Below are 18,339 nucleotides of genomic sequence, written 5' to 3'. Positions count from 1 at the left end.
TCACGGAACCCCAGATTAACGCCCTGCCCCGCCAGCGGATGAATGGTATGCGCGGCATCGCCCACCAACGCCAGACCTGGCTGGACATATTGTAGCGCGTGACGACGCGTAAGCGGGAATGCCCCCGCCGCCACAGGCGTAACGTTGCCGAGTCGCGACGGGAAGTGTTTGGCGATCTCCACCTGCAGTTGCGACATGCTCAAACCCTGCAGTTGGCGGATACGCGCCGGTGAGTCATACCACACCAGAGAGGCCCAGTTATCAAACAGCGGTAAAAATGCGCGCGGTCCGTCAGGCGTGAATTGTTGCCAGGTGCTGTCGCCAGGTGCGTTCTCGCATTGTACGGTGATTAACATGCAGGACTGCGCGTACTGCCAGGCATGAATACCAATCCCGGCCATTTTCCGCACCTGAGAATTTGCACCGTCCGCGCCGATCACCAGCTTCGCGCTGATTTTCTCACCGCCAGCCAGTTCAAGCTCGTGACGATCATCATGCTGATGCAGAGAGATCAATGACGCCGGTACGCGCAGCGTGACTTTCGGGTGGGCTTCCAGCGCCTGCCAGAGTGCCTGTTGCAGAACCGTGTTTTCCACCATATAACCCAGCAAAGGTAACTTAAGCTCGGCGGCATCAAACATTACATGGGCATTTTCCCATTCCCACGTTTCCAGACGACGGTAAGGATGACTGCGCATACCCTGAACCGTATCCCAGACCCCCAGCCCTTTCAGCAACGACACCGAGGCGGAGCTAATGGCGGAAATTCTGACATCGGGCTGTCCATCAGCCACAAACGGCGCGGGAACGGCATGTTCAATGACCGTTACCGTAAATCCATGCTGCGCCAGTCCAAGCGCCAGCGCGCCGCCGACCATCCCCCCGCCGACAATGGCAATTTCCGTTGGTTGATTTGTCATGTGGTCAATCATCCTGTTACATGTATTGTGTAAGTTTACAGGATTTTTTACCCCTTGAGGCTGACATCCGTCATACTGGTCACAACCGCGCCAAAGCAGTACACTATGCGCCCTGCATTTCAGCCACAATTTCGCAAGAGCAAGTCGATGACCAAAAAACTCCATATTAAAACCTGGGGCTGTCAGATGAACGAATACGATTCATCGAAGATGGCCGATCTGCTGGATGCCACTCATGGGTATCAACTGACCGACGTGGCGGAAGAAGCGGATGTGCTGCTGCTGAATACCTGCTCAATCCGTGAGAAGGCTCAGGAAAAAGTTTTCCATCAGTTGGGCCGCTGGAAGCTGTTAAAAGAGAAAAATCCCAATCTCATCATCGGTGTCGGTGGCTGTGTCGCATCTCAGGAAGGCGATCATATTCGCCAGCGCGCCCACTACGTCGATATTATTTTTGGGCCGCAGACTCTGCATCGCCTGCCGGAAATGATCAACAAAGTACGTGGAAGCACTAGCCGTAGCCCGGTAGTTGATATCAGTTTCCCGGAGATCGAAAAGTTTGACCGCCTGCCGGAACCGCGTGCTGAAGGTCCAAGCGCGTTTGTGTCCATCATGGAAGGCTGTAATAAATATTGTACCTATTGCGTGGTGCCCTACACCCGCGGTGAAGAAGTCAGCCGCCCGGCGGATGACATCCTGTTCGAAATCGCTCAGCTTGCGGCGCAAGGCGTGCGTGAAGTGAACCTGCTGGGGCAAAACGTGAACGCCTGGCGCGGTGAGAACTATGATGGCACGACAGGATCTTTTGCTGACCTGCTGCGCCTGGTTGCGGCGATCGACGGCATTGACCGTATCCGCTTCACCACCAGCCATCCGATCGAATTCACCGATGATATCGTTGAAGTTTATCGCGATACGCCGGAGCTGGTGAGTTTCCTGCACCTGCCGGTACAGAGCGGTTCAGATCGCGTACTGAATCTGATGGGACGCACCCATACCGCGCTGGAATATAAAGCGATCATTCGCAAACTGCGCGCGGCGCGTCCGGACATTCAGATTAGCTCGGATTTCATCGTTGGCTTCCCTGGCGAAACCACACAGGATTTCGAGCAGACCATGAAGTTGATTGCTGACGTGAATTTTGACATGAGCTACAGCTTTATCTTCTCTGCGCGTCCTGGCACCCCGGCTGCCGATATGGTTGACGACGTACCGGAAGAAGAGAAAAAACAGCGTCTGTATATCCTGCAGGAGCGTATTAACCAGCAGGCCATGGCCTGGAGCCGCCGTATGGTCGGCACAACCCAGCGTATTCTGGTTGAAGGCACATCACGTAAGAGCATCATGGAGTTGTCAGGGCGTACCGAAAACAACCGCGTGGTGAACTTTGAAGGCACCCCGGAAATGGTCGGTAAGTTTGTGGATGTTGAAATTACCGATGTCTGGACGAACTCCCTGCGCGGTAAAGTGGTGCGCACCGAAGACGAAATGGGCCTGCGCATCGCAGAATCCCCTGAGTCGGTCATTGCGCGTACTCGCAAAGAAAACGATCTGGGCGTCGGTATTTACCAGCCTTAATCTTCTGGCCCGTCAGCTCTGGCGGGCCTTGTATTTCCTCCCGCAATCCCCATATTTATTGCAATGCTTGCGCCTTTTCTCTATGGCGTGAATAATTTCCTTAGATGCCGGTAAATGTTCAGCGTCCGGCGAGACATGCTAAAGAGGAACAGTTTGAACATAGACACTCGCGAAATCACCCTTGAACCCGCAGACAACGCCCGTCTGTTGAGCCTTTGCGGTCCATTTGATGACAACATCAAACAGCTTGAACGTCGCCTCGGCATCGAAATTAACCGTCGGGATAACCACTTTAAGCTGACCGGTCGCCCAATTTGCGTCACCGCTGCGGCTGATATTTTACGCAGCCTGTATGTCAATACCGCCCCAATGCGCGGTCAGACGCAGGACATTGAACCTGAGCAAATTCATCTGGCGATTAAAGAAGCGCGTGTGCTTGAGCAAAGCGCGGACAGCGTGCCGGAATTTGGCAAAGCGGTGAATATCAAAACCAAGCGCGGAGTGATTAAACCGCGTACGCCGAACCAGGCGCAGTACATCGCTAACATCCTCGATCACGACATCACCTTCGGCGTTGGCCCTGCGGGTACGGGTAAAACGTATCTTGCAGTTGCCGCTGCGGTCGATGCGCTTGAGCGCCAGGAGATCCGTCGAATTCTGCTGACCCGTCCGGCAGTGGAAGCCGGCGAAAAACTGGGCTTCCTGCCAGGCGATCTGAGTCAGAAAGTCGATCCCTATTTACGTCCGCTGTATGACGCGCTGTTCGAAATGCTCGGTTTTGAGAAGGTCGAAAAGCTGATCGAGCGTAACGTCATTGAGGTGGCGCCGTTGGCCTATATGCGCGGTCGTACCTTAAACGATGCGTTCATCATTCTTGATGAGAGCCAGAACACCACCATCGAACAGATGAAAATGTTCCTGACCCGTATCGGCTTTAACTCCAAAGCGGTCATCACCGGCGATATCACTCAGATTGACCTGCCGCGTAGCACTAAGTCCGGTCTGCGTCATGCCATTGAGGTACTGGCCGAAGTCGATGAGATTAGTTTTAATTTCTTCCATAGCGAAGACGTGGTTCGCCACCCGGTAGTCGCCCGTATCGTCACGGCGTATGAAGCCTGGGAAGAAGCAGAACAGAAACGAAAAGCCGAGCTGGCAGCGGAACGCAAGCGCGAAGCTCAGGAGCAGGAGCAAAAATGAGTCAGGTTATTCTCGATTTACAGCTGGCATGTGAAGACGAATCTGGTTTACCCACAGAAAGTCAGTTTCAGGGCTGGCTGGATGCGGTAATCCCGCAGTTTCAGGAAGAGTCTGAAGTGACGATTCGCCTGGTTGATGACGCGGAAAGCCACGAGCTGAACCTGACCTATCGCGGGAAAGATAAATCAACCAACGTGCTCTCTTTCCCGTTTGAAGCCCCGCCGGGCATTGAGATGCCACTGCTGGGCGATCTGATCATCTGCCGCCAGGTGGTTGAGAAAGAAGCGCAGGAGCAAGGTAAACCGCTTGAGGCCCACTGGGCGCACATGGTGGTGCACGGTAGCCTGCATTTACTCGGCTACGACCATATCGAAGATGATGAAGCGGAAGAAATGGAATCCCTTGAAACAGAGATTATGCTTGCTCTGGGCTATGAGGATCCGTACATTGCCGAGAAGGAATAAGCCGTCGGGCATCTGCCCGGGCTTCCCATGAAGCCATGCGCTGAGTTTACGCGCATTGAGCGACCTATTAACTAACATGAGAACCCATACGACGCCATGAGCGACGACAATTCACACAGTAGTGACACGTTAACCAGCAAAAAGGGATTTTTTTCCCTGTTACTGAGCCAACTTTTCCACGGTGAACCCAAAAACCGCGACGAACTGTTGGAGCTGATCCGTGATTCCGGGCAGAACGACCTTATCGATGAAGATACGCGAGATATGCTCGAAGGGGTGATGGACATTGCGGACCAGCGCGTTCGCGACATCATGATCCCCCGCTCTCAAATGATTACCCTGAAACGCAACCAGACCCTGGATGAATGCCTCGATGTCATTATCGAGTCAGCCCACTCGCGTTTCCCGGTGATCAGCGAAGACAAAGATCACATTGAAGGGATTCTGATGGCCAAAGATCTGCTGCCGTTTATGCGCAGCGATGCCGAAGCCTTCAGCATGGAGAAAGTGTTACGCCAGGCGGTTGTCGTACCGGAAAGCAAGCGTGTTGACCGCATGCTGAAAGAGTTCCGCTCCCAGCGTTATCATATGGCTATCGTCATCGACGAGTTCGGCGGTGTCTCTGGTCTGGTGACCATTGAGGACATCCTTGAACTGATCGTTGGTGAAATCGAAGATGAGTACGACGAAGAAGACGATATTGATTTCCGTCAGCTCAGTCGCCACACCTGGACCATTCGCGCGCTGGCGCCAATTGAGGACTTCAACGAAGCCTTTGGCACCCACTTTAGCGACGAAGAAGTCGATACCATTGGCGGTCTGGTTATGCAGGCCTTTGGTCATCTTCCCGCTCGTGGGGAGACTATCGACATTGATGGTTACCAGTTCAAAGTGGCAATGGCCGACAGCCGTCGTATTATTCAGGTTCATGTCAGAATTCCGGACGACTCACCCCAGCCCAAACTGGACGAATAAACCCGAAACTGGATCTAAGACTACATGGCATTTGCCTCACTAATTGAACGCCAGCGCATTCGCCTGCTGCTGGCGTTATTATTCGGTGCCTGCGGGACGCTGGCTTTCTCTCCGTATGACATCTGGCCTGCGGCGATCGTATCGCTGATGGGCCTGCAGGCTCTCACCCTCAACCGCCGTCCACTTCAGTCAGCCGCTATCGGCTACTTCTGGGGCCTGGGATTGTTTGGCTCCGGCATTAACTGGGTCTACGTCAGCATCGCGCAGTTTGGCGGTATGCCAGGTCCGGTTAACGTTTTCCTTGTGGTACTGCTTGCCGCCTACCTTTCACTCTATACCGGTCTGTTTGCTGGCGTGTTGTCACGCCTGTGGCCGAAAACAACCTGGCTACGCGTCGCCATTGCCGCGCCGGTTGTCTGGCAGATAACCGAGTTCCTGCGCGGCTGGGTCCTGACCGGCTTTCCGTGGCTGCAGTTTGGTTATAGCCAGATTGATGGCCCGTTAAAAGGGCTGGCGCCGGTGATGGGCGTTGAAGCGATTAACTTCCTGCTGATGATGGTCAGCGGCCTGCTGGCGCTGGCGCTGGTGACGCGCAACTGGAAACCGCTGATTGCTGGCGTGGTGCTTTTCGCTCTGCCCTTCCCGCTGCGCTATATCCAGTGGTATACGCTTGAGCCGGAAAAAACAACTCAGGTTTCGATGGTACAGGGTGACATTCCGCAGTCACTGAAGTGGGATGAGGGTCAGCTACTTAACACGCTGAAAATTTATCTCGACGCCACCCAGCCCGAAATGGGTAAATCACAGCTGATCATCTGGCCGGAGTCCGCTATCCCGGACCTGGAAATTAACCAGCAGCGTTTTTTGAGCATGATGGATGATCTGCTGAAATCGAAAAACAGCACGTTGATTACCGGTATCGTAGACGCGCGGCTGAACAAGCAGAACCGTTACGACACCTACAACACCATCATCACGTTGGGTAAAGACAGCCCGTACAGCTACGACTCCAGCAACCGCTACAATAAAAACCATCTGGTACCGTTTGGCGAGTTTGTCCCGCTGGAATCGATCCTGCGCCCATTAGCGCCGTTCTTTGACCTGCCTATGTCGTCGTTCAGCCGCGGGCCGTATGTGCAGCCACAGTTGCATGCGCACGGCTTTAAGCTGACCGCAGCTATCTGCTACGAAATCATTCTTGGCGAACAGGTTCGTGATAACTTCCGCCCGGATACGGACTACCTGCTCACCATCTCTAACGATGCGTGGTTTGGTAAGTCTATCGGCCCATGGCAGCACTTCCAGATGGCGCGTATGCGTTCCCTGGAACTGGCGCGCCCGCTGCTGCGTAGCACCAACAACGGTATTACGGCGGTGATTGGTCCACAGGGTGAGATTCAGGCGATGATCCCGCAGTTTACCCGCCAGGTTCTGACCACCAGCGTAACGCCAACCACGGGCTTAACCCCGTATGCCCGTACCGGTAACTGGCCGCTATGGCTGCTTACCGCACTGTTTGGCTTTGGCGCGCTGGTAATGAGCCTGCGCCAGCGTCGTAAATAACCTTCCTTCCCCGGGCCGGATAACGATGTGTTTATCCGGCCGACAAACTCCCTACCTTGCCCATTCTGGCACGTCTATTGCTTTGTTATACAAGGCAAACGCAGTTTTGGCTGAATGTGCAACCTGGTCGCACCAAAGTTGATCTTTGGTAGCACCTGAAACGTGCAACAAGATATTTTTGCCCCCAAATGGTGCGGCGCACTTCGCAAAAATAAACAATAACACAGCAAATTCTTTACATTCATCCAAACTAAATGTTAACAAACATATACAAGACTGCACGTTTAAGTAGCAAACAATAACAACATCACAATGGGTATCAATGCGTCCCTGGCGCAGACGATAAAGGAGTTGGATATGCAATTACGTAAGCTCGCCACTGCCATGCTGGTCATGGGAATGTCCGCCGGTCTGGCGCACGCAGAAGATGCGGCAACAGCGGCAGGCAGCACGCTGGACAAGATCGCCAAAAATGGCGTTATCGTTGTCGGTCACCGTGAATCATCGGTACCGTTTTCTTACTACGATAATCAGCAAAAAGTGGTCGGTTATTCACAGGATTACTCCAACGCCATCGTTGAAGCCGTGAAGAAAAAACTCAACAAGCCTGACCTGCAGGTAAAACTGATCCCGATTACCTCACAGAACCGTATCCCGCTGCTGCAAAACGGTACCTTCGACTTTGAATGTGGTTCCACCACCAACAACGTCGAGCGTCAAAAACAAGCGGCATTCTCTGACACCATTTTCGTTGTCGGCACCCGTCTGCTGGCGAAAAAAGGCGGCGACGTCAAAGATTTCGCTGACCTGAAAGGCAAAGCCGTGGTCGTGACTTCGGGTACCACCTCAGAAGTGCTGCTGCACAAGCTGAACGAAGAACAAAAAATGGACATGCGCATCATCAGCGCGAAAGACCATGGTGACTCTTTCCGTACTCTGGAAAGCGGTCGCGCCGTTGCCTTTATGATGGATGATGCCCTGCTGGCTGGTGAACGCGCGAAGGCGAAGAAACCAGACAACTGGGAGATCGTCGGCAAGCCGCAGTCTCAGGAAGCCTACGGCTGCATGTTGCGTAAAGATGACCCAGAGTTCAAAAAACTGATGGACGACACGATCGCCAAGGCGCAGACCTCAGGCGAAGCAGAGAAATGGTTTGATAAGTGGTTTAAAAACCCAATTCCACCGAAGAACCTGAACATGAATTTCGAACTATCAGATGAGATGAAAGCTCTGTTCAAAGAACCGAATGATAAAGCGCTTAACTAACTAAAATAAATGGGAGGCTTCCCCTCCCTCTCGATTGCTACTCGGCACGGACAGACTATAAGCCTGATGGTCGTTCCCCATCAGGCCTGAAAACCGCAAAACGCTGAATAACAATCTTCGAGGGTAGCGCTGCTACCCTTTTTTTTCTGGAGTAGATTTATGTCTATAGACTGGAACTGGGGCATTTTTTTACAACAAGCCCCGTTCGGCAACACCACCTATCTCGGCTGGCTCTGGAGTGGTTTCCAGGTCACGGTCGCGTTATCCATTACGGCCTGGATTATCGCTTTCCTCATCGGTTCTTTATTCGGCATTTTACGTACAGTTCCCAACCGCTTCCTTGCCGGGATCGGCACGCTGTACGTTGAGCTGTTTCGTAACGTTCCGCTCATTGTCCAATTTTTTACCTGGTATCTGGTCATTCCTGAACTGTTGCCGGAAAACATTGGTATGTGGTTCAAGTCGGAACTGGATCCCAATATTCAGTTCTTCCTTTCATCCATGCTTTGTCTGGGGCTGTTTACCGCCGCGCGCGTCTGCGAGCAGGTTCGCGCTGCTATTCAGTCTCTGCCTCGTGGACAGAAAAACGCTGCGCTGGCGATGGGGCTGACGTTGCCGCAGGCTTATCGTTATGTTCTGCTGCCAAACGCTTACCGCGTGATTGTTCCGCCAATGACCTCAGAGATGATGAACCTGGTGAAGAACTCCGCGATCGCTTCTACTATCGGCCTGGTCGATATGGCGGCGCAGGCGGGGAAACTGCTGGATTACTCCGCCCACGCCTGGGAATCGTTTACGGCCATTACTCTGGCCTACGTGCTGATTAACGCTGTCATCATGCTGGTGATGAATCTCGTCGAACGCAAGATCCGCCTGCCGGGCAATATGGGAGGCAAATAATGTACGAATTTGACTGGAGTTCTATTGTCCCTTCCCTGCCGTATCTGCTGGATGGGCTGATGATCACGCTGAAAATTACCGTCACGGCGGTCGTCATTGGTATCGTATGGGGAACTATCCTGGCCGTCATGCGTCTGTCCAGCTTCGCGCCGATTGCCTGGTTTGCGAAAGGCTACGTCAACGTATTCCGTTCCATTCCACTGGTGATGGTACTGCTGTGGTTCTACTTGATTGTGCCCGGCTTCCTGCAAAACGTATTGGGTTTGTCGCCAAAGACCGATATTCGCCTGATCTCGGCGATGGTCGCGTTTTCAATGTTTGAAGCCGCGTACTACTCAGAGATTATCCGGGCAGGGATCCAGAGTATTTCTCGCGGGCAGTCCAGCGCCGCGCTGGCGCTGGGGATGACCCACTGGCAGTCGATGAAGCTCATTATTCTGCCGCAGGCCTTCCGCGCGATGGTGCCGCTGCTGCTTACCCAGGGTATCGTACTCTTCCAGGATACCTCGCTGGTCTATGTATTAAGTCTGGCAGACTTCTTCCGTACCGCCTCCACCATTGGCGAGCGTGACGGCACGCAGGTTGAAATGATCCTGTTTGCTGGCGCCGTTTATTTTGTATTCAGTCTGAGCGCATCGTTGTTGGTCAGCTATTTGAAGAAAAGGACAGTTTAATGATTACCCTGAAAAATGTTTCTAAATGGTATGGTCACTTTCAGGTGCTGACCGACTGCTCTACGGAAGTGAAAAAAGGTGAAGTGGTCGTGGTCTGCGGTCCTTCAGGTTCCGGTAAATCCACGCTTATCAAAACCGTGAACGGTCTGGAGCCGGTACAACAGGGCGTCATCACGGTTGATGGCACCGTGGTGAACGACAAAAAAACCGATCTGGCCAAACTGCGCTCCCGTGTGGGCATGGTGTTCCAGCACTTTGAACTGTTTCCACATCTGTCGATCATTGAAAACCTGACGCTGGCGCAGGTAAAAGTGCTGAAACGCGATAAAGCGCCTGCCCGCGCAAAAGCGCAGAAGCTGCTGGAGCGTGTCGGTCTGGCGGCCCATGCCGAAAAGTTTCCGGCTCAGCTCTCCGGGGGACAGCAACAACGTGTCGCCATCGCCCGGGCGCTGTGCATGGATCCTATCGCTATGCTGTTTGACGAACCGACGTCGGCGCTTGATCCTGAAATGATCAACGAAGTTCTGGACGTTATGGTTGAACTGGCCAATGAAGGGATGACCATGATGGTGGTTACCCACGAAATGGGCTTTGCGCGGAAAGTGGCGAACCGGGTGATCTTCATGGATGAAGGGAAAATTGTTGAAGACTCACCGAAAGAAGAGTTCTTCGCCAATCCGAAATCGGACCGCGCCAAAGACTTCCTCGCGAAAATCCTGCACTAATCTTGCTGGCGCGCACCGCTATGTGCGCGCCACCTCACGCTTTATCTCTTCACTCCTCGAAACAGGTACAGCCCAGCGTTAACCTTGTCACAAAGTCCCACTTACAAGGAGCAACAATGGCACTTCCTATCCTGTTTGATTGCGATCCAGGTCATGACGACGCTATCGCAATTGTTCTCGCCCTCGCCTCACCTGAACTGGATGTGAAAGCAATCACCTCTTCTGCCGGCAACCAGACGCCCGACAAAACGCTGCGTAACGTATTACGCATGTTAACGTTACTCAACCGTACGGATATCCCTGTAGCCGGCGGAGCCGTAAAACCGCTGATGCGCGATCTGATTATTGCCGATAACGTCCACGGTGAGAGTGGTCTGGATGGTCCGGCATTGCCGGAACCCGCTTTCGCTCCTCTGGACTGTACCGCCGTGGAACTGATGGCGAGAACCCTGCGCGAAAGCCCGGAACCGGTCACGATTGTCTCCACCGGGCCGCAAACTAACGTGGCATTGCTTCTGAACAGCCATCCTGAGCTGCACGCAAAAATCGCCCGTATCGTGATTATGGGCGGTGCGATGGGCCTCGGGAACTGGACGCCCGCGGCGGAATTCAATATCTATGTCGATCCTGAAGCCGCTGAGATCGTATTCCAGTCGGGTATCCCTGTGGTGATGGCAGGTCTGGACGTCACGCATAAAGCGCAAATACATCGTGAAGATACCGAGCGATTCCGCGCTATCGGCAACCCTGTTTCGACGATCGTGGCTGAACTACTCGACTTTTTCTTTGAATATCATAAAGACGAAAAATGGGGATTCATCGGCGCGCCGCTGCACGACCCGTGTACCATTGCCTGGCTGCTGAAACCTGAACTGTTTACTACCGTTGAGCGTTGGGTTGGCGTGGAAACGCAGGGCAAATATACCCAGGGGATGACGGTGGTGGACTACTATTTCCTGAGCGGCAATAAACCTAACGCAACCGTGATGGTGGACGTTGATCGCCAGGGGTTTGTCGATTTGCTGGCAGAACGGCTGAAGTTTTACGCCTAATACACGCCGGATGGCGCTAACGCTTATCCGGCCTACAAAATCGTGCAGTTTGTAGGCCGGATAAGACGCTTCGCGTCGCCATCCGGCAATAAGCGATCACGGCTCAAACGGTCTACGCTGAAACTGGTCATGGCCGCATTTCGGGCACAGCGGCAGTACATCCGGGGTGTATACCGCTAAATGGAAGTGGCACTTCTCGCAGACCAGATTGCCCAGGCCGACCACCTCGCCGCTGTGATAAACCCCATGATGGCTAAGATCCTGGAACACTTCGCGCCATTCGAGCTGCGTTTTATCAGTAATATCGGCCAGTTCCTGCCAGATGCTCTCTTTGATAACCCGCATAAAGACGCTATCAGTCTCTTCATCGAGACTCTCTTCATAACTCAACGCAAACTCTTCCAGGTCGCGTCTGACGGCCCGGGTGACCTCTTCCACCTCGGTTCGCGTTAACTCCCCGGTCTGCATAACTCGCTGACGCGCCTGCTCCACCAGCGCATCAATATCGCGTTCGCCGTTACGCAGGCGTTCGCTCAGTGAAGCCACCAGTTCACGGTAATATTGAGCAACCTTGTTCATCACTTCACCTCCTGGGTCGTTAACTGTCTATAATAATAGACGTTATTTACGCTACGCTTTGCAAGACTGTCCACAGAGTGTGTAAATTCGTGCAAGAATTATCCTTGCGGGAATTCAACGCTGAATGCGCGAAAGGCTGTTTTGGCGCGGGCGTTTGGGCTATGCTATGCGGATCTGAAACACCACATCTAGAGCTACGTTTGTAGCTGTATTGAAAACAGGACCACTGGCTGCCATGCAAGAGCAATACCGCCCGGAAGAGATAGAATCCAAAGTACAGCTTCACTGGGATGAGAAGCGCACATTTGAAGTGACCGAAGACGAGAGCAAAGAGAAGTATTACTGCCTGTCTATGCTTCCCTATCCTTCTGGTCGACTACACATGGGCCACGTACGTAACTACACCATCGGTGACGTGATCGCCCGCTACCAGCGAATGCTGGGCAAAAACGTACTGCAGCCCATTGGCTGGGATGCGTTCGGTCTGCCTGCGGAAGGCGCTGCGGTTAAAAACAACACCGCTCCGGCACCGTGGACGTACGACAACATCGCCTACATGAAAAACCAGCTCAAAATGCTGGGCTTTGGTTATGACTGGAGCCGCGAGCTGGCGACCTGCACCCCGGAATACTACCGTTGGGAACAGAAGTTCTTCACCGAGCTGTATAAAAAAGGCCTGGTATATAAGAAAACCTCTGCAGTCAACTGGTGCCCGAACGATCAGACCGTTCTTGCCAACGAGCAGGTTATCGACGGCTGCTGCTGGCGTTGCGATACCAAAGTTGAGCGTAAAGAAATCCCGCAGTGGTTCATTAAAATCACCGCTTACGCTGACGAACTGCTGCGCGATCTGGATAACCTGGATCACTGGCCGGACACCGTTAAGACTATGCAGCGCAACTGGATCGGTCGTTCTGAAGGTGTGGAAATCACCTTCGACGTGAACGGTTACGACAACACGCTGACCGTCTATACCACCCGTCCGGACACCTTTATGGGTGCGACCTACCTGGCCGTTGCCGCAGGTCATCCGCTGGCGCAGAAAGCCGCCGCGAACAACCCTGAACTGGCCGCCTTCATTGACGAATGCCGCAACACCAAGGTTGCTGAAGCCGAAATGGCGACCATGGAGAAGAAAGGCGTCGACACTGGCTTTAAAGCCGTTCACCCGCTGACTGGCGAAGAGATCCCGGTTTGGGCGGCAAACTTTGTCCTGATGGAATACGGCACTGGCGCAGTGATGGCCGTTCCGGGTCACGATCAGCGCGACTACGAATTTGCCACCAAATATGGCCTGACCATCAAGCCGGTCATTCTGACCGCCGAAGGCGCAGAGCCGGATCTGTCGGAACAAGCTCTGACCGAAAAAGGCGTGCTGTTTAACTCCGGTGAGTTCGATGGCCTCGACTTCGAAGCTGCCTTCAACGCCATTGCTGACAAGCTGGTCGCAAAAGGCGTGGGTGAGCGTAAAGTTAACTATCGTCTGCGCGACTGGGGCGTTTCCCGTCAGCGTTACTGGGGCGCGCCGATTCCGATGGTGACGCTGGAAGACGGTACCGTGCTGCCGACACCAGAAGATCAACTGCCGGTTATTCTGCCGGAAGACGTGGTCATGGACGGCATCACCAGTCCGATCAAAGCCGATCCTGAGTGGGCGAAAACCACCATTAACGGCATGCCTGCGCTGCGTGAGACCGACACCTTCGATACCTTTATGGAGTCCTCCTGGTACTACGCGCGTTATACCTGCCCGCAGTACAACGAAGGCATGCTGGATCCAGAGGCCGCTAACTACTGGCTGCCAGTTGATATCTACATTGGCGGTATCGAACACGCCATCATGCACCTGCTCTACTTCCGCTTCTTCCATAAGCTGATGCGCGACGCGGGCATGGTCAACTCTGACGAACCGGCTAAACAACTGCTGTGTCAGGGCATGGTGCTGGCTGATGCGTTCTATTACGTCGGCGCTAACGGCGAGCGTAACTGGGTTTCTCCGGTTGATGCCATCGTTGAACGCGACGAAAAAGGTCGTATCGTGAAGGCGAAGGACGCCGAAGGCCATGAACTGGTGTATACCGGCATGAGCAAGATGTCCAAGTCCAAAAACAACGGCATCGACCCGCAGGTGATGGTTGAGCGTTACGGCGCGGACACCGTGCGTCTGTTTATGATGTTCGCCTCTCCGGCTGACATGACCCTGGAGTGGCAGGAATCCGGCGTTGAAGGGGCTAACCGCTTCCTGAAACGTGTCTGGAAACTGGTTTACGAGCATACTTCTAAAGGTGATGTTGCTGCCCTGAACGTTGCTGCTCTGAGCGAAGATCAAAAAGCGCTGCGTCGCGACGTACACAAAACTATCGCTAAAGTCACCGATGATATCGGTCGTCGTCAGACCTTTAACACCGCAATTGCGGCGATTATGGAACTGATGAACAAGCTGGCGAAAGCGCCGCAGGAAGACGAGCAGGACCGCGCCCTGATGCAGGAAGCGTTGCTGGCCGTTGTGCGTATGCTTAACCCGTTCACCCCACACGTTTGCTTCACCCTGTGGCAGGCGCTGAAAGGCGAAGGTGATATCGATAACGCACCGTGGCCAGTAGCTGACGAAAGCGCTATGGTTGAAGACTCAACGCTGGTTGTCGTTCAGGTTAACGGTAAAGTACGTGGCAAAATCACCGTTCCGGTAAACGCCACCGAAGAACAGGTTCGTGAACGTGCTGGCCAGGAACACCTGGTGGCAAAATATCTTGATGGCGTTACCGTGCGTAAAGTGATTTACGTACCGGGTAAACTCCTCAATCTGGTCGTTGGCTAAGCGCGGGAGGAAGCGTGCGACTTCTGACAACATTGTTGTTATCTCTGGCGGTGCTGGTCACCGCCGGGTGTGGTTGGCATCTGCGTAGTACTACGCAGGTTCCACCCTCAATGAAAACCATGATCCTGAACTCTGGCGATCCGAATGGTCCATTAAGCCGCGCTGTGCGTAATCAGCTGCGTCTGAACGGCGTTACGCTGCTTGAAGACGGTACCATGCGCAAAGATGTGACGTCCTTACGCCTTGGCGCGGTCAGCATTTCGCAGGATACGGCGTCGGTATTCCAGAATGGTCAAACGGCTGAATACCAGATGGTGATGTCCGTAAGCGCTACTGTACTGATTCCGGGACATGATATTTACCCCATCAGCGCCAAAGTTTATCGTTCGTTCTTTGACAACCCACAGGCTGCACTGGCGAAGGATAACGAGCAGGACATGATCATCAAAGAGATGTACGACAAAGCGGCAGAACAGTTGATTCGTAAGCTGCCAAGTGTACATTTGGCCGATACTCAGTCATCCAGTGTGGATGCTGAGCCAGCAGCGACGAAACCTGCAGCGCCTGCGTCATCTCCGGCGCGTGTTTCCACCACGCTGGGTAACTGATGCTCAAGCTGTACCCTGAACAACTCCGCGCACAGCTCAATGAAGGGCTGCGCGCGGCGTATTTACTACTGGGCAACGATCCCCTTTTATTGCAGGAAAGCCAGGATGCCATCCGTCTGGCTGCCGCAACGCAAGGATTCGAAGAACACCACGCTTTTACTCTGGACACCAGCACCGACTGGGGAGAAATATTTTCACTCTGCCAGGCGATGAGCCTGTTTGCCAGCCGTCAAACGCTACTCCTGCAGTTGCCTGAAAATGGCCCCAATGCCGCCATTAACGAACAACTCGCTTCGCTCGTTACTTTGCTTCATGACGATCTGCTGCTGATTGTTCGCGGCAACAAACTGACTAAGGCGCAGGAAAACGGCGCATGGTATACCGGGCTGGCGAATAACGCGGTTCAGGTTAGCTGCCAGACGCCGGAACAAGCACAGCTCCCACGCTGGGTTGCCGCGAGAGCGAAACTTAACAACCTGCAACTGGATGACGCAGCCAATCAGCTATTATGCTATTGCTATGAAGGTAACCTGTTAGCACTGGCGCAAGCACTTGAGCGGTTAGCGTTGCTATGGCCTGATGGCAAACTCACGCTACCTCGCGTAGAGAAAGCCGTTAACGATGCCGCGCACTTTACCCCATTCCACTGGGTGGATGCGCTGCTGATGGGCAAAAGCAAGCGCGCGTTGCACATCCTGCAACAGTTACGCCTTGAGGGCAGCGAGCCGGTTATTTTACTGCGTACGATACAGCGCGAATTGCTGTTGCTGGTCAACCTGAAACGGCAGTCGGCCCATACGCCCTTACGCACGTTGTTTGATAAACATCGTGTGTGGCAAAATCGCCGTGGCATGATGGGAGACGCGCTTAACCGGCTAAATCCGGCACAGCTGCGTCAGGCCGTGACGCTGTTAACGCGTACGGAAATTACGCTTAAACAAGACTATGGTCAGTCAGTGTGGGCGGAACTTGAGGGACTTTCCCTTTTGCTCTGCCATAAATCGCTGGCCGATGTTTTTATTGATGGTTGATATGAAATCATTGCAGGCTCTGTTCGGCGGCACCTTTGATCCGGTGCATTATGGTCATCTTAAACCGGTTGAAATTCTGGCTAATCTGATTGGCCTTTCCCGGGTCATCATCATGCCCAATAACGTGCCGCCACATCGCGCGCAACCCGAAGCGTCCGGCGAGCAACGTAAGCGCATGGTTGAACTGGCCATTGCTGATAAGCCGCTGTTTTCTCTGGATGAACGCGAACTCAAACGCGATACCGCCTCCTACACCGCGCAAACGCTACAAGAGTGGCGTGAAGAACAAGGTCCGGACGTGCCGTTAGCGTTTATTATTGGTCAGGACTCGCTACTTACCTTTCCGTCCTGGCATGACTACGACACGATTTTGGGTAACACGCATCTTATTGTGTGCCGACGCCCGGGCTACCCACTCGAGATGGCGCAGGAAAAGCACCAGCAGTGGCTGGAGGATCATCTGACCCATTCGCCGGAAGACCTGCACAACCTGCCCTGCGGGAAAATTTACCTGGCCGAAACGCCGTGGTTTAACATCTCCGCCACGCTGATCCGCGAGCGCCTGGAAAAAGGCGAGCCGTGCGACGACTTACTGCCAGGCGCTGTGCTTGACTATATCAATCAACAAGGGTTATACCGCTAAGCGCCTTGCGTAATGCCGCCAGCAGTCGGTTATTCTCTTCCATGCTGCGAACGGCTACGCGATAATAGCGCGTATCCAGCCCCGGATAGTTAGCGCAACTGCGGATCAAAACATGTTGTTCGAGCATGGCGCGTTGCAGATCAACATCCGCCCGATCGCAGCGTAATAAACGATAATTTGCCCGGCCGGGATACACCGTCAGGCCGGACAGTTCTTGCAACTGTTGATCAAACCGCGCGCCCTCTTGCTCCAGCCATTTCCGCGTCGCCTGCTGATAGGCGCTATCGCGTAAAATAATCTCGCCTGCAAGGGCAGCAAACGCATTAATTGACCACGGCATTTGTTGGCTACGCATCCGTGCAACGGCGTGCTGGTTACTGTTGACCAGATACCCCAGACGCAATCCCGGTATCGCATAGAATTTAGTCAACGAGCGCAGCACCCAAATATGTGGATTCCCGTGCAGCAGCGGGATAAATCCCGGCTCACCGGCAATAAAATCAATAAACGCTTCATCAAGGATCAGATTGATCCCAAGCCGCTCACAACGGGTGGCGATCGCACGTAGCAGGAGGTTATCTGGCAGTAAACCGGTAGGATTGTTAGGCGTACAGAGAAACAGGCAGTCCAGCTCAGAGGTTAACGCATCAAGAATCGCCTCGGTAAGCTGCCAGCCATCCTGTTCACGCAGCGCAAATTCATGAATCGCACACTCCCCCCATTGCAACGCCCGACGATATTCCGCAAATCCGGGCGTAACGATCATCGCATGACGTGGCTTAAGGCCATGCACCAGGGTAAAAATAGACTCGGTCTCACCGTTTCCGGCCAGGATCCACGAGGCCGGGATCTGATGATGATCCGCCAACGCCGCATGCAGTTGAGCGTAATCGACATCCGGGTAACGCTCCGCGCAGTCCAGATTGTCGATAATCGCGCGTTTTAAACTTGCCGGCATACCCAACGGGTTAATATTCGCGCTAAAATCCAGCAATTGTTCAGGCGAGATACCCAACAATTCGGCGGCTTCTCGGGTATTACCACCATGCGCGCTCTTCAATAAAGACATCGTGCCGCTCCACGTAAAAAAGGGTATTTTAGTGAAAAAACTCTGCGCAATCAGGGCAAACATCATATTTTGTGCGAATAGCTTCACGAGGAAAACATGAGACTCTGGTTAGTACGGCATGGCGAAACCGACGCCAATGTCGCCGGATTATACAGCGGCCACGCCCCCACCTCGCTAACGGAGCGAGGGATCGCACAGGCGCAAACAGTGGGCAAGCTGTTACGCAATCTTCCTGTCGACAATGTTCTTTGCAGCGAACTCGAACGCGCCCGCC

General features: G+C 53.6%; 18 protein-coding genes. 15 read left to right on the top strand and 3 right to left on the bottom strand.

Annotated elements, in window-relative coordinates; translation table 11 throughout:
* A partial coding sequence (locus KQJ18_RS12960; RefSeq protein ID WP_216422079.1) for an FAD-dependent monooxygenase occupies positions 1-920 on the bottom strand: 920 nt, incomplete at its 3' end.
* Positions 921-1,067: 147 nt separating this feature from the next.
* Here KQJ18_RS12960 and miaB point away from each other — a divergent pair.
* From miaB to rihA, 10 genes are all read left to right on the top strand, one after another.
* Positions 1,068-2,498, top strand: coding sequence for a tRNA (N6-isopentenyl adenosine(37)-C2)-methylthiotransferase MiaB (miaB, locus tag KQJ18_RS12955; protein WP_038643077.1), 1,431 nt, complete (start codon positions 1,068-1,070; stop codon positions 2,496-2,498).
* Between the two features lie 153 nt (positions 2,499-2,651).
* Entirely contained in the window at positions 2,652-3,698 is a 1,047-nt protein-coding gene (locus tag KQJ18_RS12950) for a PhoH family protein (protein WP_204524957.1), read from the top strand.
* Positions 3,695-4,162, top strand: a complete 468-nt coding sequence (gene ybeY / locus KQJ18_RS12945; protein WP_003835559.1) for an rRNA maturation RNase YbeY — start codon at positions 3,695-3,697, stop codon at positions 4,160-4,162. The genes KQJ18_RS12950 and ybeY overlap by 4 nt, the downstream gene beginning before the upstream one ends.
* Before the next feature lie 96 nt (positions 4,163-4,258).
* Complete coding sequence (gene corC, locus KQJ18_RS12940; protein WP_038638785.1) at positions 4,259-5,137, top strand: CNNM family magnesium/cobalt transport protein CorC; 879 nt, start codon at positions 4,259-4,261, stop codon at positions 5,135-5,137.
* 24 nt (positions 5,138-5,161) lie between these two features.
* A complete protein-coding gene (gene lnt / locus KQJ18_RS12935) occupies positions 5,162-6,700 on the top strand; it encodes an apolipoprotein N-acyltransferase (protein ID WP_038638779.1) in 1,539 nt (512 codons plus the stop codon).
* A 357-nt stretch (positions 6,701-7,057) separates the two neighbouring features.
* On the top strand, positions 7,058-7,966 hold the full coding sequence (gene gltI, locus KQJ18_RS12930) for a glutamate/aspartate ABC transporter substrate-binding protein GltI (protein ID WP_159121147.1): 909 nt from the start codon (positions 7,058-7,060) through the stop codon (positions 7,964-7,966).
* 159 nt (positions 7,967-8,125) lie between these two features.
* Positions 8,126-8,866 (top strand): glutamate/aspartate ABC transporter permease GltJ, encoded by a 741-nt coding sequence (gene gltJ / locus KQJ18_RS12925; protein WP_038638776.1) that lies wholly within the window; start codon positions 8,126-8,128, stop codon positions 8,864-8,866.
* Complete coding sequence (gene gltK, locus KQJ18_RS12920) at positions 8,866-9,540, top strand: glutamate/aspartate ABC transporter permease GltK (RefSeq protein ID WP_038638772.1); 675 nt, start codon at positions 8,866-8,868, stop codon at positions 9,538-9,540. Before gltJ ends, gltK begins: the two co-directional genes overlap by 1 nt.
* Positions 9,540-10,265, top strand: coding sequence for a glutamate/aspartate ABC transporter ATP-binding protein GltL (gltL, locus tag KQJ18_RS12915; protein ID WP_000631392.1), 726 nt, complete (start codon positions 9,540-9,542; stop codon positions 10,263-10,265). Before gltK ends, gltL begins: the two co-directional genes overlap by 1 nt.
* Positions 10,266-10,381: 116 nt before the next feature.
* Positions 10,382-11,317: a pyrimidine-specific ribonucleoside hydrolase RihA gene (rihA, locus tag KQJ18_RS12910; protein WP_160955896.1), complete on the top strand. Its 936-nt coding sequence runs from the start codon at positions 10,382-10,384 to the stop codon at positions 11,315-11,317.
* 96 nt (positions 11,318-11,413) lie between these two features.
* On the opposite strand, the gene KQJ18_RS12905 is transcribed toward rihA, so the two are convergent.
* A complete protein-coding gene (locus KQJ18_RS12905; protein ID WP_006685521.1) occupies positions 11,414-11,896 on the bottom strand; it encodes a zinc ribbon-containing protein in 483 nt (160 codons plus the stop codon).
* Positions 11,897-12,131: 235 nt separating this feature from the next.
* Here KQJ18_RS12905 and leuS point away from each other — a divergent pair, with 235 nt between their 5' ends.
* Genes leuS through nadD form a run of 4 tightly spaced genes read left to right on the top strand, consistent with a single transcriptional unit; the run spans position 12,132 to position 16,996 of the window.
* Complete coding sequence (gene leuS / locus KQJ18_RS12900; RefSeq protein WP_110498575.1) at positions 12,132-14,714, top strand: leucine--tRNA ligase; 2,583 nt, start codon at positions 12,132-12,134, stop codon at positions 14,712-14,714.
* 14 nt (positions 14,715-14,728) lie between these two features.
* Complete coding sequence (gene lptE, locus KQJ18_RS12895; RefSeq protein ID WP_038638758.1) at positions 14,729-15,322, top strand: LPS assembly lipoprotein LptE; 594 nt, start codon at positions 14,729-14,731, stop codon at positions 15,320-15,322.
* A complete protein-coding gene (gene holA / locus KQJ18_RS12890; RefSeq protein WP_038638754.1) occupies positions 15,322-16,353 on the top strand; it encodes a DNA polymerase III subunit delta in 1,032 nt (343 codons plus the stop codon). Before lptE ends, holA begins: the two co-directional genes overlap by 1 nt.
* Position 16,354: 1 nt before the next feature.
* A complete protein-coding gene (gene nadD / locus KQJ18_RS12885; RefSeq protein ID WP_087857163.1) occupies positions 16,355-16,996 on the top strand; it encodes a nicotinate-nucleotide adenylyltransferase in 642 nt (213 codons plus the stop codon).
* Here the strand turns inward: nadD and cobD are convergent.
* Complete coding sequence (cobD, locus tag KQJ18_RS12880) at positions 16,971-18,065, bottom strand: threonine-phosphate decarboxylase CobD (RefSeq protein WP_216422078.1); 1,095 nt, start codon at positions 18,063-18,065, stop codon at positions 16,971-16,973. The two genes, nadD and cobD, sit on opposite strands and share 26 nt — an antisense overlap.
* A gap of 96 nt (positions 18,066-18,161) precedes the next feature.
* Here cobD and KQJ18_RS12875 point away from each other — a divergent pair.
* Positions 18,162-18,339: histidine phosphatase family protein (locus KQJ18_RS12875; RefSeq protein WP_216422080.1), on the top strand; the 178-nt coding region annotated here is incomplete at its 3' end.

The sequence above is a fragment of the Citrobacter sp. S55_ASV_140 genome (assembly GCF_018919505.1).
In the GTDB taxonomy this organism is placed as follows: domain Bacteria; phylum Pseudomonadota; class Gammaproteobacteria; order Enterobacterales; family Enterobacteriaceae; genus Citrobacter; species Citrobacter werkmanii.
Note: the sequence above shows the minus strand (reverse complement) of the source record. Positions and strands in the feature narration are given on the sequence as shown.